Origin of the sequence: Streptomyces sp. NPDC096048, from assembly GCF_044763415.1 — a bacterium.
GTDB lineage: Bacteria > Actinomycetota > Actinomycetes > Streptomycetales > Streptomycetaceae > Streptomyces.
Genome location: NZ_JBIWGG010000008.1, coordinates 329,915 through 350,111, shown reverse-complemented (window position 1 = coordinate 350,111; position 20,197 = coordinate 329,915). Strand labels below are relative to the sequence as shown.

The following is a 20,197-nucleotide window of genomic DNA, read 5'->3' as shown; positions in this document are numbered from 1 at the left end:
CCGTTGCCGCACATGGTCGCCGACCACCGCCGTACCGTGGTGACGGCGACACAGATCTTGCGGAGCCGTGGGGAGAGAGGGCCTGACGCCATGGACCATGGCACCCAGCGGGACGCACCTCCAGGCCGCCGTGCCGGACCCGGCGCCGTGCCGGCGGACCCCGTGGCGGGCCGGGTCCCGCTGGCCGTCGTCGTGGTGGACCGCGACGGGCTGGTCTCCCACTGGAGCCGGGGTGCACGGCGGCTGTTCGCCCTGCCCAAGGAGGAGGCGATCGGCCGGCCCGCCCCCGACCTGCTGCCCGTCTCGGGCGTGCTCCCCGGGGACGAGGACGTCACCGGGTACGGCTCGTACGAGGCCTACGACGGCCTCGGGCCCGGGCTGGAGTCTTCCCTCGACGGACACTTGTCCTACCCGGCGGCGGGCCGCGCCCGCCTGACCGTGCCGGGCAACGACCGCGTCGACGTGCTGTGGTGGGCGTACCCGCTGGTGGGACCCGGCCGAGAGCGGCTGCTGGTGCTGGCCGCCGACGCGGACGGTCTGCGCCGGGACTACGCCGACGGCGGCACGCGGGAGGCGACCGTCGAGCGGATCGCGCCCGGCTTCGCGCTGCACACCGACTTCCCCGGCGCCGAGGAACTCGCCCGCCGCCTCCCCGAGATCCTGCCCAGCATGAGCGTCGGAGAGAGCGCCCGCATCGTCGCGCAGGTCCTCGAACTGGGCTACCCGATCCTGGAGTTCAGCCAGAACGACCGGGTGCCCGTCACCCCCGACTGGGGCGTGCCCCGGCGCGCCGAGCGCAGGGCACGCCGCGAGCGGGCGGCCCGGGCGCTGGCGGCGGGCGAGCCGGTGCCGGACGAGCTGCGGGACGAGGCGGAGGACCTGGAGTACGCCGCCGTCCGCGAACGCCTGGAGTTCCTCAACGAGGTCAGCGGACGGATCGGCACCTCGCTCGACCTCTCCCGCACCATCGTCGAGGTCAGCAAGGCGGTCGTCCCGCGCTTCACCGACGTCGCCGGCACCTACCTGCGCGAACAGGTCGTCGCCGGCGAGGGGTTCCCCGGCGGCGTACCGGACACGACGACGATGTGGCACCGGGTCGCCCTGGAGCACACCGACGAACCCGGCCGCTGGGACGATGTCGTACCGGTCGGCGAGGCCATGCCGTTCCCGGCGCACACCCCCTTCTTCCAGTGCATGACCAGCGGCGAGCCGGTCCTGGTGCCCCGCATCACCGAGGAGATGGGCCACGCCATCGCCTCCCAGTTCGAGAAGCGGGACATCCGGCCGCTCATCACGGGCCGCTCGATGCTGCTGGTGCCGCTGAAGGCGCGCGACGTCGTCCTGGGCTTCATGATCCTCCTCCGGCACCCGGAGCGGCCCGTCTTCAACGACATGGACCGGGTCACCGGCGCCGAACTCGCCGCCCGCGCCGGTCTCGTACTCGACAACGCCCGCATGTACACGTATCAGGAGAACGTCGCCGAGACGCTCCAGGACAGCATGCTGCCGCACATCCCCCCGCGCATGGCCGGCTGCGACATCGCCACCCGCTACCTGCCCGGCACCCTCCTCGGCCGGGTCGGCGGCGACTGGTTCGACTCGGTCAAGCTGCCCGGCGCCCGTACCGCGCTCGTGGTCGGGGACGTCATGGGCCACGGCCTCAACTCGGCCGCCATGATGGGCCAGTTGCGCACCGCCGTGCAGACCATGGCAGGGCTCGACCTGCCGCCCGCCCAACTCCTGCGCAACCTCGACGACCTCGCCCAACGGCTCGGCGACACCCACCTGGCGACCTGCCTGTACGCCGTCTACGACCCGATCGCCGGAGAACTGCACCTCGCCAACGCCGGCCACATCCCGCCCGTGCTGGTCCGGGCGGAGGACGGCGCCAGCGAGCTGATCGACCTGCCCACGGGAGCGCCGATCGGCGTCGGCGGGGTGCCCTTCGAGGCGGTACGCGTGCCGGTGGCGCCCGGCGACCGGCTGGTGATGTGCACCGACGGCCTGGTGGAGATGCGCGGCGAGGACATCGGCGTCGGCCTCGCCACCCTCTGCGAGTCCGCCGCCCACCCGGCCGCCTCCATGGACGACGCCTGCGACACCATCATCCGCGCGCTGGGCACGCGCGGGGGCCGCAAGGACGACGTGGCCCTGCTGATGGCCAGACTCACCGGCATCGAGTCCGACGCCGTCGCCGAGTGGCGCCTCGCCCGCGACCCGGCCGAGGTCGGCCGAGCCCGCGCGGCGGTCCGCGAACAGCTGCACGACTGGAGCCTGCCGAAACTGGCCGGCCCCGCCGAGCTGATGGTCAGCGAACTCGTCACCAACGCCGTACGGCACGCCCACGCGCGCCCCGTCGAGCTGCGCCTGGTGCGCGCCGACACGCTGCTGTGCGAGGTGGACGACGACGACCACGAACTGCCGACGCTGCGCAGCGCGGGCCCCGACGACGAGAACGGGCGCGGGCTGCGCGTCGTCAGCGCCCTCGCCCGCGAATGGGGTGCCAGCCGTACGAAGGCCGGCAAGACCGTCTGGTTCGAACTGACGCTGCCCCGCCGCTGAGCCGCCGTCGTACCGTCAGGGGGCGCGCGCCGCGTTCGCACGTCCGGTGAAGGAATGCGCCGGGCGCTTGTGGCCGTGCGCCGGGCGCGGTACACCGTACGAGCCCGTCACCGCCGACGGGTCGTACGTCGTCGCACCTGGGGAGACGCGCATGAGCGTGACGAGTCGGTACCGCAACGCCTGGGAGAGCTTCTGGAGCGAGGCCCCCGAGGGCCAGGGGACGGTGTTCTGGGACGCGGAGCCGATGCTGACCGCCGGCCGCCACCTCGCCCACTTCGAGCCGCACCTCGTCGACCCCGGCCTGCCCATGATCGACCTCGGCTGCGGCAACGGCACCCAGACCCGCTACCTCGCCGAGCGCTTCGGGCACGTCGTCGGCGCCGACCTGTCCGCGGCCGCCCTCGAGCACGCCCGCCGCGCCGACCCCGGCGGCCAGGCCGCCTACCGGCAGCTGGACGCCACCGACAAGGCCGAGGCCGAGACGCTGCACGCCGAACTGGGCGACGCCAACATCTACGTGCGGGGCGTCCTGCACCAGTGCGAACCGGACGACCGTCAGCCACTGGCCGACGTCCTCGCGGCCCTCCTCGGCGACCGTGGCCGCGCCTTCCTGGTGGAGCCCACCCAGGAGTCCAAGGCCGTCCTGGGGGACCTGGCCCAGGGCCCCGACGGGCCGCCCGCCAAACTCGCTCCCGTCCTGCGCCACGGGCTGACCCCCGGCTCGGTCCCCGACGAGGCGGTACCGGAGTACCTGCGCGCCGCCGGGCTCAGCGTCCTGGCGAGCGGTGAACTCCCGCTGGTCTCCACCGAGTACACGGCGGACGGCACGCGGATCGAGCTGCCGTCGACCTGGGTGGTGGCGGGCAGCGGCCGGTGACGGCGGTCCAGGGCTCCCACCAGCCAATGGTCTGGGCCGGTGAGAGTTTTCCACAGGCCTGGCTGGGGGTCGGCGCGACCGCGTAACGTGGCGCAGCATGAAGATCCTCATCAGCGCCGACATGGAAGGCGCCACCGGCGTCACCTGGCCGGCCGACGTGCTGCCGGGGACGCCGCAGTGGGAGCGGTGCCGGTCGATGTTCACCTCGGACGTGAACGCGGCCGTGCTGGGCTTCCTCGACGGCGGTGCCGACGAGGTGCTCGTCAACGAGGCCCACTGGACCATGCGCAACCTGCTCCTGGAGCGGCTCGACGAGCGTACGCAGATGCTCACCGGGCGGCACAAGGCGCTGTCCATGGTGGAGGGCGTCCAGCACGGGGACGTGGACGGCATCGCGTTCATCGGGTACCACGCGGGCGCCGGCATGGAGGGCGTCCTCGCGCACACCTACCTCGCCAACCAGATCACCGGCGTGTGGCTGAACGACATACGGGCCAGTGAGGGTCTGCTCAACGCGCACGTCGTCGCCGAGTACGGGGTGCCGGTCGTGCTGGTCACCGGGGACGACGTGGCCTGCGAGGACGCGCTCGGGTACGCGCCCGAGGCGCTGAAGGTCGCGGTCAAGGACCATGTGTCGCGGTACGCGGCCGTGTGCCGTACGCCGGCCAGGACCGCCTCCGACATCCGGGCGGCGGCCAAGGAGGCGGCGGCGCTCGCGGTGCGGTACGAGCCGGTGAGCGGCGGGCCGTTCACCGTCGCCGTGGAGTTCGACGCCGAGCACCTGGCGGCGGCCTCGACGGTGGTGCCGGGCGTGGCCCGGATCGGGGAGCGGAAGGTGGCGTACACCCACGAGACCATGTTCGAGGCGATCCGTACCTTCAAGGCGGTCACCACGATCGCCTCGGCCGCGGTGGAGGAGCAGTATGGCTGAGCAGTCCCAGCACGCCGGCGCGCAGGCGCTGGACGAGGTCGTCCGGTTCACCTCCGAGCTGATCCGGATCGACACGACCAACCGGGGCGGTGGCGACTGCCGCGAGCGTCCCGCCGCCGAGTACGCCGCCGCGCGGCTCGCCGAGGCCGGGATCGAGCCCACCCTGCTGGAACGGACCGAGGGCCGCACCAACGTCGTCGCCCGGATCGAGGGCACCGACCCGTCGGCCGGTGCGCTGCTGGTGCACGGGCATCTGGACGTGGTGCCCGCCGAGGCCGCCGACTGGAGCGTGCACCCGTTCTCCGGGGAGATCCGCGACGGCGTCGTCTGGGGACGCGGCGCGGTCGACATGAAGAACATGGACGCGATGATCCTGGCCGTCGTGCGCGAGTGGGCCCGGCAGGGGGTACGGCCCCGGCGGGACGTCGTCATCGCGTTCACCGCGGACGAGGAGGCCAGCGCCGAGGACGGCTCCGGATTCCTCGCCGACCGGCACGCCGCGCTGTTCGAGGGCTGCACCGAGGGCGTCAGCGAGTCGGGGGCGTTCACCTTCCACGACGGCGCCGGCCGCCAGTTCTATCCGATCGCGGCAGGCGAACGCGGCACGGGCTGGCTCAAGCTCACCGCGCGGGGCCGGGCGGGGCACGGTTCCAAGGTGAACCAGGAGAACGCGGTCACCCGGCTCGCGTCGGCGATCACCCGCATCGGCGACCACGAGTGGCCGCTGCGCCTGACCCCGACCGTGCGCGCCGCCCTGACCGAACTCGCCGCCGTCTACGGCATCGAGACCGACCTGCACGACATCGACGCACTGCTGGACAAGCTCGGGCCCGCCGCGGGCCTGGTCGAGGCCACCGTCCGCAACAGCAGCAACCCGACCATGCTGGACGCCGGTTACAAGGTCAACGTCATCCCGGGGGAGGCCGTCGCCTACGTCGACGGACGCTTCCTGCACGGCTGCGAGGACGAGTTCCGCAGTACCCTCGACCGGCTCACCGGACCGGACGTGGACTGGGAGTTCGCCCACCGCGAGGTCGCCCTCCAGGCGCCGGTGGACTCGCCGACGTACGCCAGGATGCGGGCCGCCGTCGAGGAGTTCGCCCCGGAGGGGCACGTGGTGCCGTACTGCATGTCCGGCGGCACGGACGCCAAGCAGTTCTCGCGGCTCGGTATCACCGGTTACGGATTCGCGCCGCTGAAGCTGCCCGAGGGCTTCGACTACCAGGCCCTCTTCCACGGCGTCGACGAACGCGTCCCCGTCGAGGCGCTGCACTTCGGCGTCCGCGTCCTCGACCGCTTCCTGCGCACGGCGTAGCGGCCCGGCCTCAGCGGGGCCCGCCCGACAAGCATCTGGAGGAGAAAGTGGGGGAGTCGGTGCAGACTCTGCCGTACGGATCGTGGCCCTCGCCCATCGACGCGGCCCTCGCCGCCGCGCACGACGGGCGCCCCGACGACGTGGCCTTCGTCGGCGACGAGGTGTGGTGGACCGCGCCCCGGCCCGCCGAGGGCGGTCGGCGCACGCTGGTGCGGCGGCATCCCGACGGCGCCGAGGAACCGGTGCTGCCCGCGCCGTGGAACGTCCGCAGCCGCGTCATCGAGTACGGCGGCCGGCCCTGGGCCGCGCTCATGACCGACACCGGGCCGCTGGTGGTCTTCGTGAACTTCGCCGACCAGCGGCTGTACGCCTACGAACCGGGCGGCGGCGAGCCCCGCCCGCTGACACCCGTCTCCCCGGTGGGCGGCGGGCTGCGCTGGGCGGAGCCGGATGTACGTGGCGAGCGCGGCGAGGTGTGGTGCGTCCTGGAGGAGTTCACCGGTGACGGGCCCAGCGACGTGCGCCGGGTGCCGGCGGCGGTGCCGCTGGACGGCTCGGCGGCCGACGAACGGGCAGCGGTCCGCGAACTCACCGGCGTCCGGCACCGCTTCGTCACCGGCCCCCGCGTCTCGCCCGACGGGCGGCGCGCCGCCTGGCTCGCCTGGGACCACCCGCGCATGCCCTGGGACGGCACCGAACTGGTCGTGGCCGAGATCGGCCCCGACGGTACGTTCCGGGACGCCCGGACGGTCGCCGGCGGGCCCGAGGAGTCCATCGCCCAGGCGGACTGGGCGCCCGACGGCGCCCTGCTCCACGCCTCCGACCGCACCGGCTGGTGGAACCTCTACCGCGACGGCCGGCCGCTCTGCGCCCGCGAGGAGGAGTTCGGCGGGCCGCTGTGGAAGCTCGGGCAGCGCTGGTTCGCCCCGCTGGACAGTGGTCTGATCGCCGTCGTGCACGGCCGCGGCGCCACCGCCCTCGGCATACTCGACCCCGAGACCGGCGAGGTCGTCGACGCCGCGGGCCCCTGGACCGAGTTCGCGGCGACCCTCGCCGCGCACGGCGAGCGAGTGGTGGCCGTCGGCGCGAGCCCGCGCAGCGCCTACGAAGTGGTCGAGCTGGACGCCCGTACCGGCCGGGCCCGGGTGGTCGGCGCCCCGCACCACGACGCGGTGGACCCGGCGTACTACCCCGAGCCGCGGATCCGCACCTTCACCGGGCCCGCCGGGCGCGAGATCCACGCCCACCTCTATCCGCCGCACCACCCCGGCTGTCTCGCACCGGACGGTGAGCTGCCGCCGTACGTGGTCTGGGCGCACGGCGGGCCCACCAGCCGGTCCCCCCTCGTACTGGACCTGGAGATCGCCTACTTCACCTCGCGCGGCATCGGCGTCGCGGAGGTCAACTACGGCGGCTCCACGGGGCACGGCCGGGAGTACCGCGACCGGCTGCGCGAGCAGTGGGGCGTGGTCGACGTCGAGGACTGCGCCGCCGTCGCCCTCGCCCTGGCCGACGAGGGCACCGCCGACCGGGAGCGCCTCGCCGTGCGCGGCGGCAGCGCGGGTGGCTGGACGGCCGCCGCCTCGCTGGCCACGACCGACGTCTACGCCTGCGGCACGGTCATCTACCCGATCCTCGACCTGACCGGCTGGGGCACGGGGGAGACCCACGACTTCGAGTCGAAGTACCTGGAGAGCCTCATCGGCCCGTACGCCGAGGTGCCCGCCCGGTACGTCGAGCGGTCGCCCACCGAGCACGCCGCCCGCGTCACCGCGCCGTTCCTGCTGCTCCAAGGACTGGACGACGTGATCTGCCCGCCCGTGCAGTGCGAGCGGTTCCTCGCCCGCATGGCGGGCCGGGGAGTGCCGCACGCGTACCTCACCTTCGAGGGCGAGGGGCACGGATTCCGCCGGGCGGAGACCATGGTGCGCGCCTTGGAGGCCGAACTCTCCCTCTACTCCCAGGTCTTCGGTCTGAAGTCGCGCGGCATCCCGACCCTGGCGCTGAACCGGTGACGACGGTGACAGACCTGACCCGGCCGGCCCGGCTCGCCCCCGGTGCCCGGGTGGCCGTCGTCGCGCCCAGTGGGCCCGTCCCCGAGGAGCGGCTCCAGGCGGGCCTGGACGTGCTGCGCGGCTGGGACCTCGACCCGGTCGTGGCCCCGCACGTCCTGGACCGGCACCGCGCCTTCCCCTACCTCGCGGGCGCCGACGCAGACCGGGCCGCCGACCTCCAGGCCGCCTGGTGCGACCCGTCCGTGGACGCGGTGCTGTGCGCCCGCGGCGGGTACGGCGTGCAGCGCCTGACCGACCTGCTCGACTGGGAGGCGATGCGCGCGGCCGGGCCCAAGGTGTTCGTCGGCTTCAGCGACATCACCGCGCTGCACCAGGCGTTCGCCACCCGGCTGGGGCTGGTCACACTGCACGGGCCGATGGCCGCGGGGATCGACTTCCTGAAGAACGCGCGGGCGCAGGAGCATCTGCGTGCCACCCTGTTCGCTCCGGAGACGGTCCGCGTGATCGCCTCCGGTGGCACGCCCATGGTCCCCGGCCGGGCGCGCGGCGTCACCCTCGGCGGCTGCCTGTGCCTGCTCGCCGCCGAACTGGGCACTCCGCACGCCCGTCCCTCCGCGCGCGGCGGCCTGCTGTGCCTGGAGGACGTGGGGGAGGAGACGTACCGGCTGGACCGCTACCTCACCCAGCTCCTGCGCGCCGGCTGGTTCGACGGGGTCGGCGGGGTGCTGCTCGGCTCGTGGCACGCGTGCGAGCCCTACGAGCGGCTGCGGCCGATGCTGGCCGACCGGCTGGGCGGCCTCGGCGTGCCGGTCGCCGAGGACTTCGGCTTCGGCCACTGCGAGGGGGCGCTGACCGTCCCGTTCGGCGTAACGGCGGAACTGGACGCGGACGCGGGCACCTTGACGCTGGACCGGCCGGCGCTGCGCTGACCACGGTGCCGACCGGCCCCGCGCGCGGCGACACGGCGTCGTAGGCTGGCGAAATGCCGCACAACGCATCCCGCCACCTCGCCGAAGGCCCTCGCGTGGGCATACGGCACTTCACCTACGAGGACGGCGCCGAGTTCACCGCCCGGGCCCGGGAGAGCAAGGACCTGCACCACCCGTGGCTCTTCCCGCCGGACAGCGCCCAGGCGTACGAGGCCTACGCCGCCCGGCTGATCGAGGACCGGACGAAGGCCGGGTTCCTGCTGTGCGAGAAGGACGCGGACGGGGCGGACGGCGGCTCCATCGCCGGGTTCGTCAACATCAACAACATCGTCGAGGGCGGCTTCCTCAGCGGCGCGCTCGGCTACGGCGCCTTCGCGCACGCGGCGGGGCGCGGGCTGATGCGTGAGGGGCTGGACCTCGTCGTGCGGTACGCCTTCGGACCGATGCGGCTGCACCGGCTGGAGATCAACGTGCAGCCGGGCAACGCCGCCTCGATCGGGCTGGCCCGCGCCTGCGGCTTCCACCTGGAGGGCTTCTCGCCGAGGATGCTCTACATCGACGGGGCCTGGCGCGACCACCAGCGCTGGGCGATCACCGCCGAGACCGTGAACGCCTCCGGTTGATCGCCGGCGTTTCGTCGCGCGTGCGTCGACCGCACGGCCCGCCGACACGGCACCCAGCGGTTCAAACGTGAGCGACGTCGCGCGAACGTGACCGACGGCGCCCCTGTTCACCGCACCGGTGAGCGGCTTCCATGGGGAAGCGTGACGACGATCCGACGTGAGGTACTGAGCCTGCCCGCCGCGCCGCTGGGACCGGACAACCCCCTGCCGCCGCTGCGCCCCCTGGACGAGGCACACCGCATCGACGAACGCGACCGGGCCGGCCTGCCGCGCGACATGGCCCGCCAGGTCGACTACGAGCCACTGCGCAGCCTGCTGCCCGTGCGGGTCCGGGACGGCTACGACCGGCGGCGCGAGGACCGGCAGGTCGACGCTCTCGTCATCGAGAACGACCGGCTGCGGGCCACCGTCCTGCCCGGCCTCGGCGGCCGCATCGCCTCCCTCCACCACAAGCCGACCGACCGCGAACTCCTCTACGTCAACCCCGTGCTCCAGCCCGCCAACTTCGCCCTCAACGGCGCCTGGTTCTCCGGCGGCGTCGAATGGAACATCGGCGCCACCGGCCACACCACCCTGTCCTGCTCGCCCGTGCACGCCGCCCGCGTGCCCGCCCCCGACGGCGGCGAGATGCTGCGCCTGTGGGAGTGGGAACGGCTGCGCGACCTGCCCTTCCAGGTCGACCTGTGGCTGCCGGAGGGCTCGGACTTCCTCCACGTCGGCGTCCGGATCCGCAACCCGCACGAGCGCCCGGTGCCGACGTACTGGTGGTCCAACATCGCCGTGCCCGAGGAGCGGCGCGTCCTCGCCCCGGCCGACGAGGCCTATCACTTCGGCTACGAGCGGCGCCTTCGCCGGGTGCCCGTCCCGTCGTACGACGGAGCCGACCGGACGTACCCGCTGAACAGCACGTACGCCGCCGACTACTTCTACGAGGTGCCGGACGGCCGGCGCCGCTGGATCGCCGCGCTCGACGAGCACGGCCACGGGCTGGTGCAGACGTCGACCGACGTGCTGCGCGGCCGCAAGCTGTTCGTGTGGGGCACGGGCCCCGGCGGGCGGCGCTGGCAGGAGTGGCTCACCGAACCCGGCACCGGCGGCTACTGCGAGATCCAGGCCGGGCTCGCCCGCACCCAGTTGGAACACGTCAAGCTGGAGGCGGAGAGCGAGGTGTCGTGGCTGGAGGCCTACGGGCCGCTCGACGCGGCACCCGAGGGCGAGTGGCACGCCGTACTGCGCGGCGCCGAGAAGCGACTGGAGGCGGTTCTGCCACGCGCCGACGTCGACGCGGCGTACCGGGCCTGGCGGCCGTACGCCGACGCCGAGCCGGGCGAGGTCCTCGCGACCGGGTCGGGCTGGGGCGCGCTCGAAGTGCTGCGCGCGGGCTGGAAGCTGCCCGGCACGCCCTTCGAGGAGAACACCCTCGGCGACGAGCAGCGGCCCTGGCTGCACCTGCTGCGCGCCGGGTCCCTGCCCGAACCGGGGCACCACGAACCGCCCGGGGACACGCTGGTCGCCCGGCCCTGGCGGGACATGCTGGAGACCACGGCCGCCACGCCGATCGCCGAGTACCACCTCGGCGTCGCCCAGTGGCACGGCGACGACCGGGCCCAGGCGGTGCGCAGTTGGGAGCGCGGCCTGAAGACCGCCGCCGCGGGCTGGCCGCTGCTGCGCTGCCTCGCCGTCGCCGACCAGGAGGACGGCCACCACGAGCGGGCCGCCGACCGGTACGCCCAGGCCTTCGACGACCTGTGCGAGCGACTGCGCGAGCGGCGGGAGGAGACGGACCTCCGCGCCGACGACGCGGAGGGGACGGCCGTCGCCGCCGCCCTCGGCCGCGAGGCGATCGAGGCGCTGCTGGCGGTCGGGCGCACGGCGGACGCCCGTGCCGTGTGGGATCGGCTGCACCCCGAGACCCGGGCCCGCGGCCGGTTCCGGCTGACCGAGGCGGAACTGCTCGCCGCAGAGGGCCGGCGCGAGGCGGCGCGGGCCGTCTTCGACGAGGGCTTCGAGGTCGCCGACCTGCGGGAGGGCGCGGAGAGCATCGGCCGGCTGTGGGCCCGGCTCGGCGACGAACCGCTCCCGGCCCGGCACGACTTCCGGATGCGGCCGGACGGGGGGTGAGCCCGCCCCGCCCCGCCCCGCCGCTGCCCCAGCAGGCCCGGCGACCCCCGTTGCCCCGGCTGTCCCGGCCGGACCAGCTACCCCCGCCGGTCCACGTACTCGTAGATCGCCCCGTCCGGGTGCCGGGCGATCAGGTTGCGGCCCGCAGGCGTCGGGACCGGGCCCGCGATGACGTCCGCGCCCAGCGAGGTGAGGACACGATGAGTTTCCTCGACGTCCGTCACGGCGATCGTCGCGGCGACCTTGCGCAACACCTCGAGCTGGGACTCGGGTCCGCTCATCAGCAGGAAGCAGCCGACCGCGGCGACTTCGACACCGCCGCGTTCGGAACGGTGGGCCCGGCCGCCGGCCAGACCTTCGTAGAAGGGGATCGCCTTGTCCAGGTCGTCGACGTAGATGCGCAGTGTGGCTCCCAGAATGTCCATGCGGACGAGCCTAGTTGGGAGCGGCGGGGTCCCACTCACGGTCCGGCCCATGGAAGTTCCGCCCGCGGGTACCCGCAACGTATGGACCGCATGGATCACTTGGAACACCTGGACAAGCATCTGGTCGACGAACTGGCGCAGGTGGCACGCGAGACCGTGCGCGACGAGCTGCGTGAACAGACGCGGAAGCAGCGCCGCAAGGCCACGCTGTACGCCGCGTCCGGTGCCGCCGCCCTGTACGCGGGCGCCGCCCTCGCGCTCACCGTGGGTCTGGCCCTCGCCGTCGGGCTGCCGGACTGGGCCGCCGCGCTGATCACGGCCGCCCTCCTGGGCGTCGCGGCCTACCTGCTGCGCGGCGCGGCCCGGCCCCACGCGTCCCGGCCGGGGGCCGCCCACGAGCACACCGTCGGTGGTGACGCGCCGGGTGTGCCGCCCAGCGGGCTCGGCATGCCGTACCCGCCGATGCCGCCCGTCGCGCCCGGCGGCGTCGGTGGCGCGACCGGCGCCCCGGGTGCGGGCACGCCCGCGCCGGGCGGCACCGGACCGGCGGCGCCGCGCCAGGACGACATCGACCCCGAGGCCCCGCACGGCCGCGGCTGACCGGCCGCGGTCACGACCACGCCCCCCGGACAGGTGTCCGGGGGGCGTCACGCTGCCGCGGCGCGGGCCGCGCGGGTCAGGCGTCCTGCTGGAGTCGCGGGAGCACCTTCGTGCGGTAGAAGTCGAAGAAGCCGCGCAGGTCGGGGCCGATCTGGTTGACGTAGACGCGGTCGAAGCCGGCGTCGGCGAACTCCTTCAGTTCCGCGACGTGCTCGTCCACGTCGTCGCCGCACACCCGGTTGTCCCGGACCATGTCCCGCGTGACGAGGGTCTGTGCCTGCTCGAAGTGCTTCGGCGAAGGCAGCACCTGTCCCAGCTCGCCCGGCAGCTGCTCGTTGGCCCACAGCCGGTGCACGGTCCGTACCGCCTCGTCCCGGTCGGTGTCGTAGCAGACCTTGGTGCCCCCGCTGACCAGCTTCCCGCCGCCCCCGCCCTTGCGGTACTGCTCCACCATCGAGGCGTCCGGCATCATCGTGATGTAGCCGTCGCCCACCCGCGACGCCAGTTTGGTCGCCGCCGGGCCGAAACCGGAGATGTCGATCGGGATGGGCTCGTCCGGGACCGTGTACAGGCGGGCGTTCTCCACCGTGTAGTGCGTGCCGTGGTGGTTGACCTCCTCGCCGGTGAACAGCCGGCGCATGATCAGGATGGCCTCCTCCAGCATCTCCAGGCGTATGTGCGCGGCGGGCCAGGCGTCACCGAGGATGTGCTCGTTGAGCGCCTCGCCGGTGCCGACGCCGAGCCGGAAACGGCCGTCCGTCATCACCGCGCTGGTCGCGGCGGCCTGCGCCACCACCGCCGGGTGGATACGCACGGTCGGGCAGGTCACCGCCGTTTCGATGGGCAGGGAGACCGCGTCGGACAGCGCGCCGATCACCGACCACACGAACGGGCTCTGCCCCTGCTCGCCGTTCCAGGGGTGGTAGTGGTCCGAGATCCACAGGGCCTGGAACCCGGCCTGCTCGGCCATCCGCGCCTGCTCGATCAGCTCCGCGGGACCGTACTGCTCGCACGAGAGGAAGTAGCCGTACTCGGGCATGGGGCGCCTCCGGGGCATGAAGGGGGTGGGTCCCGGCCCGGGTACCCGGAGGCCCGGCCGGAAACCGGCGGTGCCGGGGGGCGAACGGGGCCGCCGCGCGGGCCCGGCGCACGTTTGGAGGGCTTGGCCAGGGGGACGCGGAAGGCTCACGAGGTACGCGACAGCCCGGAGGCGAACCGTGAGCCGACCCCGCATCGTGATCGTCGGTGCCGGCTTCGCCGGGTACCGGACGGCCCGCACCCTGTCCCGGCTCACCCGGCACCAGGCCGACATCACCCTGCTCAACCCGACCGACTACTTCCTCTACCTGCCCCTGCTGCCCCAGGTCGCCGCCGGAGTCCTGGAACCGCGCCGGGTCAGCGTGTCCCTCTCGGGCACCCTGCCGCGCGTCCGGCTGGTGCTCGGCGAGGCCGACGGGATCGACCTCGACGGGCGCACCGTGCACTACACCGACCCGGAGGGCGGCGAGGGCACCCTGTCCTTCGACCGGCTGGTGCTCGCCGCGGGCAGCGTCAACAAGCTGCTGCCCATCCCGGGCGTCGCCGAGCACGCCCACGGCTTCCGCGGGCTTCCGGAGGCGCTGTACCTGCGCGATCACGTCACCCGGCAGGTGGAGCTGGCCGCCGCGGCGGACGACCGCGCGGAGTGCGCCGCCCGGTGCACCTTCGTCGTGGTCGGTGCCGGATACACCGGCACCGAGGTCGCCGCGCACGGTCAGATGTACACCGACGCGCAGGTCCGCAAGCATCCGATGCGCACCGGTATGCGGCCCCGCTGGATGCTGCTGGACGTGGCGCCCCGGGTCCTGCCCGAGATGGACGAGCGGCTCTCCCGCACCGCCGAGCGGGTACTGCGGCAGCGGGGCGTCGACGTGCGGATGGGGACCTCCGTGAAGGAGGCCACGCACGACGGGGTCCTGCTGACCGACGGTACGAGTGTCGACACGCGCACGCTGGTGTGGTGTGTGGGCGTGCGGCCCGATCCCCTGGTCGAGTCCCTCGGGCTGCCCATGGAACGCGGCCGGCTGCTGGTCGACCCGCACCTCCAGGTGCCGGGGCGGCCCGAGCTGTTCGCGTGCGGTGACGTGGCCGCGGTGCCCGACCTGCACCAGCCCGGCCAGTACACGCCGATGACCGCGCAGCACGCCTGGCGGCACGGCAAGGTCTGCGCCCAGAACGTCGCCGCGTCGCTCGGCATCGGCGAACGGCGGGTCTACCGCCACCGTGACATGGGGTTCGTCGTCGACCTCGGCGGCGCGAAGGCCGCCGCCAACCCGCTCGGCGTGCCGATGTCCGGCCCGGCGGCGGGCGCGGTCACCCGGGGCTACCACCTCGCGGCGATGCCGGGCAACCGGGTCCGGGTCGCCGCGGACTGGCTGCTCGACGCGGTACTGCCCCGCCAGGCCGTTCAGTTGGGCCTCGTACGGTCCTGGTCCGTACCGCTGGAGTCGGCGTCGCCGGAGGTGGCGCGGGTGCCGGGCAAGAAGCAGTCGGCCGAGGAACGGTCCGGCGCGGACCGGCAGACCAAGGGAGACCCGGGCGACCACCGGTCCGGTACGGACCGCCCGGGCGTGGGGAAGCCCGCCACGTCCCAGGCCGACACGGGCCGCCCTGGAACAGAGCCTGCCAAGAGCCGGCCGGGCGGGGAGCCTGCGAAGAGTCAGCCGGGTGGCGAGCCTGCGAAGAGCCAGCCGGGCGGCGAGCCTGCCAAGAGCCGGCCGGGTGGCGAGCCCGCGAAGAGCCGGCCGGGTGGCGAGCCCGCGAAGAGCCGGCCGGGTGGCGGCGAGCCCGCCAAGAACCAGCCGGGCGGCGAGCCCGCCAAGAACCAGCCGGGTGGCGAGCCCGCGAAGAGTCAGCCGGGTGGCGAACCCGCGAAGGGCGGCCCGGCCGGTGCCTCCGCCACGTCCCGACCCGCCCGTACGCCGGCCAAGCCACCGTCCACCGCGGCGCCCGCCGAGCCGCCCTCCGCCAACGCGCCCGCCGAGCCACGGCGTCCGAGCGCGACGCCCGAGAAGCCCCGGCCCGCCGGTGCGCCCGGTGACCCCGGCCCCGAACCCCCGGCGGACCAGCCGCCCCCCGGACCCGACACCGCCCCCGGCCCCGTCAAGCGTTCCGACGGCCGGGCCGCAGAAGGAGACTCATGAACACCGGTGAACTCGTCGACCTCGGACAGCAGCTGCGCGTCGACAGCGTACGGACGTCCGCCGCCGCGGGCTCCGGACACCCGACGTCCTCGATGTCCGCCGCGGACCTGATGGCCGTACTCCTCGCCCACCACCTCCGCTACGACTTCGAGCGCCCCGCCCACCCCGGCAACGACCGCTTCGTCCTCTCCAAGGGACACGCCTCGCCCCTCCTCTACTCGGCCTACAAGGCGGCCGGCGCCATCGACGACGAGGAGCTGCTGACCTTCCGCAAGCTGGGCAGCCGTCTGGAGGGGCACCCCACGCCGCAGCGGCTGCCGTGGGTCGAGACGGCTACCGGATCGCTGGGCCAGGGGCTGCCCGTCGGTGTCGGCATCGCACTGTCCGGCAAGCGGCTGGACCACGCCGACTACCGGGTGTGGGTGCTGTGCGGCGACAGCGAGATGGCCGAGGGGTCGGTGTGGGAGGCCGCCGAGCACGCCGGGTACGAACAGCTCGACAACCTCACCGTGATCGTCGACGTCAACCGGCTCGGCCAGCGCGGTCAGACCCGGCACGGCCACGACCTCGACGCGTACGCGCGCCGGTTCCGGGCCTTCGACTGGCACACGATCGAGATCGACGGTCACGACGTCGACGCCATCGACCGTGCCTACGGCGAGGCCCTGTCCACCAAGGGCCAGCCCACCGCGATCATCGCCCGCACCCTCAAGGGCAAGGGCGTCGAGGCCGTGGAGGACCGCGAGGGCCAGCACGGCAAGCCGCTGCCGGAGACCGAGGAGGCGATCGCCGAACTCGGCGGTCCGCGCGACCTCACGGTCCGGGTGCAGGAGCCGCCGTCCGCACGGGCACTGCACTCGGCCGGCACCGGACAGACCGAGCTGCCCCGCTACGACATGGGCGACGAGGTCGCCACCCGCAACGCCTTCGGAGAGGCGCTCGCCGCACTCGGCACCGCCCGCGGCGACGTCGTCGCCCTCGACGGCGAGGTCGGCGACTCCACACGCGCCGAGTTCTTCGCCAAGGAACACCCCGAGCGCTACTTCGAGTGCTACATCGCCGAGCAGCAGATGGTCGCCACCGCGGTGGGCATGGCGGCGCGCGGCTGGGTGCCGTACGCCACCACCTTCGCCGCCTTCCTGACCCGCGCCCACGACTTCGTGCGCATGGCCTCCGTCAGCGGCTCGGGCATCAACCTCGTCGGCTCCCACGCGGGCGTCGCCATCGGCCAGGACGGGCCCAGCCAGATGGGCCTGGAGGACCTCGCGATGATGCGGGCCATCCACGGCTCGACCGTGCTCTACCCCTGCGACGCCAACCAGACCGCCCGCCTCGTCGCCGAGATGGCCGGCCTGGAGGGCATCCGCTACCTGCGTACCTCGCGCGGCGAGAGCAAGGTGATCTACAGCGCCGACGAGGAGTTCCCCGTCGGCGGCAGCAAGGTGCTGCGCTCCTCCGACCGCGACCGGCTGACCGTCGTCGCGGCCGGCGTCACCCTGCACGAGGCGCTCGCCGCGGCCGACGCCCTGGAGCAGGAGGGCATCCCGGTCCGAGTGATCGACCTGTACTCGGTCAAGCCCGTGGACCGTGCCACCCTGCGCGAGGCCGCCGAGGACACCGGCTGTCTGGTGACCGTGGAGGACCACCGCCAGGAGGGCGGCATCGGCGACGCCGTCCTCGACGCGTTCTGCGATGGACGGCCCGTGCCCCGCCTGGTCCGGCTGGCCGTCGGGACCATGCCGGGTTCCGCGACCCCGGCCGAGGAGCTGCACGCCGCCGGGATCGACGCCGAGTCCATCGCGGCGGCCGGACGGATGCTGGTGGAGCAGGCGATCGTCCGGTGAGCGCGGACGCCGTACGGACCGTCCGGGCCGGCCGGCACACGGTGGAGGTCCACCGGCCGGACAAGGTGCTGTTCCCCAAGGACGCCGGCGGCGCGCAGGAGTACACCAAGGGTGATCTCGTCGACTACCACCGTGCCGTCGCCCCCTTCATGCTGCCGCACCTGCGGGGTCGTCCCCTGATGCTGGAGCGGCACCCGGACGGCGTCGACGGGCCGCGGTTCATGCAGAAGAACACTCCGGAGCACTACCCCGACTGGGTCGGCCGCGTCGAGGTGGGCAAGGAGGGCGGCACCGTCTGCCACACCGTCTGCGACGACTCCGCCACCCTTGTCCTCCTCGCCGACCAGGCCGCCCTCACCCTGCACCGCTGGCTGTCCCGGGTCGGGCGGATCGACCGGCCGGACCGGCTGGTCTTCGACCTCGACCCGGCCGGCGACGACTTCGAGGCGGTACGGGAGGCGGCCCGGCTGCTGGGTGAGCTGCTCGACGAGCTGAAGCTGCCCTCGGCGCCGATGACCACCGGGTCGCGGGGGCTGCACATCGTCGTGCCGCTGAACGGCCATCAGGACTTCGACGAGGTAAGGGAGTTCGCGAGGGACGTCGCCGAGGTCCTGGCCGCGGACCGTCCCGACCGGCTCACCACGGCCGTCCGCAAGAAGGACCGCGGCGAGCGGCTCTACCTCGACATCCAGCGCAACGCCTACGCGCAGACCGCGGTGGCCCCCTACACCGTCCGTGCCCTGCCCGGTGCGCCCGTGGCCACCCCCCTCTCGTGGGACCAACTGGACGACCCCGCGCTGCACGCCCGCCGCTGGACGATCGCGGACGCCGTCGCTCAGGCGCGCACCCAGCCCTGGGCCGGGGTCATGAACCGCGCCCGTGCCCTGGGCCCCGCCCGGCGGCGGTTGAACGCGCTGCGCGGTTGAACACCCCGCGCGGCTGAGCGCCGCAAGCGGCGAGCCGGGCCCGCAGGCGGACAGGGAGGTAGGCGGGGGCAGGGACGCAGGCGAGTGGCACATGCACGCGCCCACGGAGGTTTGGCGAACACACTTGCGGCCACACGGGAGGGGAGGTGGCCATGTCGAACACGAACAACACGTCCGAATCACAGGGCTCACAACAGAGTTCACGCAGATCACAAAAGTCACAGAAGTCCCCGGACGCACAGCAATCCCGAGACTCACAGAAGTCTCCAGACACACAGGACTCACAGGACTCACAGGAATCGCGTCGGCCCCGGCCGATGGAGGTGCTGCGCGAAGCGCGCGCCCAACTCGCGGAGCTCACCGGAATGACCGCGGAGACCGTGTCGTCCTTCGAACAGACAGAGGAGGGCTGGGCGCTGGAGGTCGAGGTTCTCGAGCTCGAGCGCGTGCCGGACACGATGAGCCTGATGGGGAGCTACCAGGTGGAACTGGACGCCGAGGGGCAGCTCACGGGCTACCGGCGAGTCAGGCGCTACGAGCGCGGTCGGTCCGACGCCCGTGGGGCCGGTGGCCGCTAGGCGGCCCGCCGCCGACCGACTCAACACTTGCACACCCGCAACCAGACGGAGGAACAGCAGGATGACTGTCGTACCGGCACAACAGACCGGCGGTGGAGGCGGCAGCAGCGGCCTTTACGACGTTCTTGAGCTTGTTCTGGACAGGGGGCTCGTCATCGACGCGTTCGTCCGCGTCTCCCTGGTGGGCATCGAGATCCTGAAGATCGACGTACGTATCGTCGTCGCGAGCGTCGACACCTATCTGCGCTTCGCCGAGGCGTGCAACCGGCTCGACCTGGAGGCCGGACCGCGCAAGGACCCGGGCCTGCCCGACCTGGTCGGGGAGATGACCGAGTCCGGCGCCCGCGGCAAGTCCAAGGGGGCGCTGTCCGGCGCCGCCGAGACCATATCCGACGCGTTCAAGCAGGCCCGTGACGAGGGCGGCTCCGAGCGCGAGACCGCGTCGCGTCCGCGCGCCCGCAAGGCCGCGCCCTCGCGCCGGAAGGAGGAGCAGGAGTGAGTACGTACGTCTACGGCATCACCGCCGGCTCCCACCCCCCGCTTCCCGAGGGGCTGGCCGGCGTCGGCGAACCACCGCGCGAGGTGCGCATCCTCGTGGCGGGCGACCTGGCGGCCGTCGTCAGCGACGCGCCCGAGGGACTGCGCCCCAAGCGCCGGGAGCTGCTCGCCCACCAGAACGTGCTCGGCGAGGCGGGCGCGGGCGGCTGTGTGCTGCCCATGCGGTTCGGCAGCGTGGCCCCGGACGACAGCGCGGTCACGGACGTGCTCGCCGAGCGGGCCGAGCACTACAAGGAGCGCCTCGGGGCGCTCGACGGCCGGGTGGAGTACAACGTCAAGGCCAATCACGTGGAAGAGGCCGTGCTGCATCACGTGATGGCCGAGAACCCGGAGATCCGGGCCCTGGCCGAGTCCAACCGGCAGGCGGGCGGCGGCAGCTACGAGAGCAAGATCCAGCTCGGTGAGATGGTCGCGTCCGCGATCCAGGGCAAGGAGGCCGAGGACGCGGTCGTGCTGGAGCGCGCCCTGGAACCGGCCGCCGACGCCGTGAGCGTGGGCCCCGAGTCCAGCGGCTGGCTCGCCAACGTCTCGTTCCTGGTGAAGCGGGACTCGGCCGAGGAGTTCCTCGCCGCCGTGGAGCGCGCGCGGGGAGACATGCCGCACCTGGAGGTGCGCGTGAACGGTCCCCTGCCGCCGTACAGCTTCGTCGAGCCCGGCCCGGCGGAGCCGGCGGGCACCGCGGCCGGGGCGGACGCCGGAGTGGGGTGACGG

General features: G+C 73.6%; 17 protein-coding genes. 15 read left to right on the top strand and 2 right to left on the bottom strand.

What is annotated here, in order from left to right; all coding sequences use genetic code 11:
* The first annotated feature begins 90 nt into the window (after nt 1–90).
* The 8 genes from ACIQ6R_RS23875 (at nt 91) to ACIQ6R_RS23840 (ending at nt 11,373) form a co-directional block, all read left to right on the top strand.
* On the top strand, nt 91–2,562 hold the full coding sequence (locus ACIQ6R_RS23875; RefSeq protein ID WP_404223229.1) for a SpoIIE family protein phosphatase: 2,472 nt from the start codon (nt 91–93) through the stop codon (nt 2,560–2,562).
* Between the two features lie 151 nt (nt 2,563–2,713).
* Nucleotides 2,714–3,439: a class I SAM-dependent methyltransferase gene (locus ACIQ6R_RS23870; protein ID WP_404171460.1), complete on the top strand. Its 726-nt coding sequence runs from the start codon at nt 2,714–2,716 to the stop codon at nt 3,437–3,439.
* Nucleotides 3,440–3,536: 97 nt separating this feature from the next.
* Nucleotides 3,537–4,370: a M55 family metallopeptidase gene (locus tag ACIQ6R_RS23865; protein ID WP_404171457.1), complete on the top strand. Its 834-nt coding sequence runs from the start codon at nt 3,537–3,539 to the stop codon at nt 4,368–4,370.
* A complete protein-coding gene (locus tag ACIQ6R_RS23860; protein WP_404223227.1) occupies nt 4,363–5,685 on the top strand; it encodes a M20/M25/M40 family metallo-hydrolase in 1,323 nt (440 codons plus the stop codon). The genes ACIQ6R_RS23865 and ACIQ6R_RS23860 overlap by 8 nt, the downstream gene beginning before the upstream one ends.
* Nucleotides 5,686–5,744: 59 nt before the next feature.
* Nucleotides 5,745–7,700, top strand: a complete 1,956-nt coding sequence (locus ACIQ6R_RS23855) for a prolyl oligopeptidase family serine peptidase (RefSeq protein WP_404223225.1) — start codon at nt 5,745–5,747, stop codon at nt 7,698–7,700.
* Between the two features lie 5 nt (nt 7,701–7,705).
* Complete coding sequence (locus tag ACIQ6R_RS23850; protein WP_404223433.1) at nt 7,706–8,629, top strand: LD-carboxypeptidase; 924 nt, start codon at nt 7,706–7,708, stop codon at nt 8,627–8,629.
* Nucleotides 8,630–8,682: 53 nt separating this feature from the next.
* A complete protein-coding gene (locus tag ACIQ6R_RS23845; protein ID WP_404171448.1) occupies nt 8,683–9,252 on the top strand; it encodes a GNAT family N-acetyltransferase in 570 nt (189 codons plus the stop codon).
* Between the two features lie 141 nt (nt 9,253–9,393).
* Nucleotides 9,394–11,373 carry a DUF5107 domain-containing protein gene (locus tag ACIQ6R_RS23840; protein ID WP_404223223.1) on the top strand — a complete coding sequence of 660 codons (1,980 nt, stop codon included), beginning with the start codon at nt 9,394–9,396 and terminating at the stop codon, nt 11,371–11,373.
* Between the two features lie 77 nt (nt 11,374–11,450).
* Here ACIQ6R_RS23840 and ACIQ6R_RS23835 read toward each other — a convergent pair whose 3' ends face one another.
* The gene (locus ACIQ6R_RS23835; RefSeq protein WP_404171442.1) at nt 11,451–11,798 is read right to left on the bottom strand and encodes a VOC family protein; all 348 of its coding nucleotides are present in this window, start codon (nt 11,796–11,798) and stop codon (nt 11,451–11,453) included.
* A gap of 81 nt (nt 11,799–11,879) precedes the next feature.
* Here ACIQ6R_RS23835 and ACIQ6R_RS23830 point away from each other — a divergent pair, with 81 nt between their 5' ends.
* Nucleotides 11,880–12,398 carry a phage holin family protein gene (locus tag ACIQ6R_RS23830; protein ID WP_404223220.1) on the top strand — a complete coding sequence of 173 codons (519 nt, stop codon included), beginning with the start codon at nt 11,880–11,882 and terminating at the stop codon, nt 12,396–12,398.
* Nucleotides 12,399–12,474: 76 nt separating this feature from the next.
* On the opposite strand, the gene ACIQ6R_RS23825 is transcribed toward ACIQ6R_RS23830, so the two are convergent.
* Complete coding sequence (locus tag ACIQ6R_RS23825; RefSeq protein WP_404223218.1) at nt 12,475–13,437, bottom strand: LLM class F420-dependent oxidoreductase; 963 nt, start codon at nt 13,435–13,437, stop codon at nt 12,475–12,477.
* 178 nt (nt 13,438–13,615) lie between these two features.
* On the opposite strand from ACIQ6R_RS23825, the gene ACIQ6R_RS23820 reads away from it, so the two are divergent.
* From ACIQ6R_RS23820 to ACIQ6R_RS23795, 6 genes are all read left to right on the top strand, one after another.
* Complete coding sequence (locus ACIQ6R_RS23820; RefSeq protein ID WP_404223216.1) at nt 13,616–15,580, top strand: FAD-dependent oxidoreductase; 1,965 nt, start codon at nt 13,616–13,618, stop codon at nt 15,578–15,580.
* Nucleotides 15,577–17,424 (top strand): transketolase, encoded by a 1,848-nt coding sequence (locus tag ACIQ6R_RS23815; RefSeq protein ID WP_404223214.1) that lies wholly within the window; start codon nt 15,577–15,579, stop codon nt 17,422–17,424. Before ACIQ6R_RS23820 ends, ACIQ6R_RS23815 begins: the two co-directional genes overlap by 4 nt.
* Complete coding sequence (ligD, locus tag ACIQ6R_RS23810) at nt 17,421–18,350, top strand: non-homologous end-joining DNA ligase (protein ID WP_404223212.1); 930 nt, start codon at nt 17,421–17,423, stop codon at nt 18,348–18,350. The genes ACIQ6R_RS23815 and ligD overlap by 4 nt, the downstream gene beginning before the upstream one ends.
* Before the next feature lie 152 nt (nt 18,351–18,502).
* Nucleotides 18,503–18,928, top strand: coding sequence for a gas vesicle protein (locus ACIQ6R_RS23805; RefSeq protein WP_404223210.1), 426 nt, complete (start codon nt 18,503–18,505; stop codon nt 18,926–18,928).
* 61 nt (nt 18,929–18,989) lie between these two features.
* Nucleotides 18,990–19,427: a gas vesicle structural protein GvpA gene (locus ACIQ6R_RS23800; RefSeq protein WP_404171422.1), complete on the top strand. Its 438-nt coding sequence runs from the start codon at nt 18,990–18,992 to the stop codon at nt 19,425–19,427.
* A complete protein-coding gene (locus tag ACIQ6R_RS23795; protein WP_404171419.1) occupies nt 19,424–20,194 on the top strand; it encodes a GvpL/GvpF family gas vesicle protein in 771 nt (256 codons plus the stop codon). The genes ACIQ6R_RS23800 and ACIQ6R_RS23795 overlap by 4 nt, the downstream gene beginning before the upstream one ends.
* The last annotated feature ends 3 nt before the right edge of the window (nt 20,195–20,197 follow it).

Bases quoted from the DNA above. Each gene is read 5' to 3' on its own strand.
- ACIQ6R_RS23860 (WP_404223227.1), top strand. From the start codon at position 4,363: ATGGCTGAGCAGTCCCAGCACGCCGGCGCGCAGGCGCTGGACGAGGTC.
- ACIQ6R_RS23865 (WP_404171457.1), top strand. From the start codon at position 3,537: ATGAAGATCCTCATCAGCGCCGACATGGAAGGCGCCACCGGCGTCACC.
- ACIQ6R_RS23815 (WP_404223214.1), top strand. From the start codon at position 15,577: ATGAACACCGGTGAACTCGTCGACCTCGGACAGCAGCTGCGCGTCGAC.
- ACIQ6R_RS23875 (WP_404223229.1), top strand. From the start codon at position 91: ATGGACCATGGCACCCAGCGGGACGCACCTCCAGGCCGCCGTGCCGGA.
- ACIQ6R_RS23805 (WP_404223210.1), top strand. From the start codon at position 18,503: ATGTCGAACACGAACAACACGTCCGAATCACAGGGCTCACAACAGAGT.
- ACIQ6R_RS23830 (WP_404223220.1), top strand. From the start codon at position 11,880: ATGGACCGCATGGATCACTTGGAACACCTGGACAAGCATCTGGTCGAC.
- ACIQ6R_RS23835 (WP_404171442.1), bottom strand. From the start codon at position 11,798: ATGGACATTCTGGGAGCCACACTGCGCATCTACGTCGACGACCTGGAC.
- ACIQ6R_RS23825 (WP_404223218.1), bottom strand. From the start codon at position 13,437: ATGCCCGAGTACGGCTACTTCCTCTCGTGCGAGCAGTACGGTCCCGCG.
- ACIQ6R_RS23870 (WP_404171460.1), top strand. From the start codon at position 2,714: ATGAGCGTGACGAGTCGGTACCGCAACGCCTGGGAGAGCTTCTGGAGC.
- ACIQ6R_RS23800 (WP_404171422.1), top strand. From the start codon at position 18,990: ATGACTGTCGTACCGGCACAACAGACCGGCGGTGGAGGCGGCAGCAGC.
- ACIQ6R_RS23845 (WP_404171448.1), top strand. From the start codon at position 8,683: ATGCCGCACAACGCATCCCGCCACCTCGCCGAAGGCCCTCGCGTGGGC.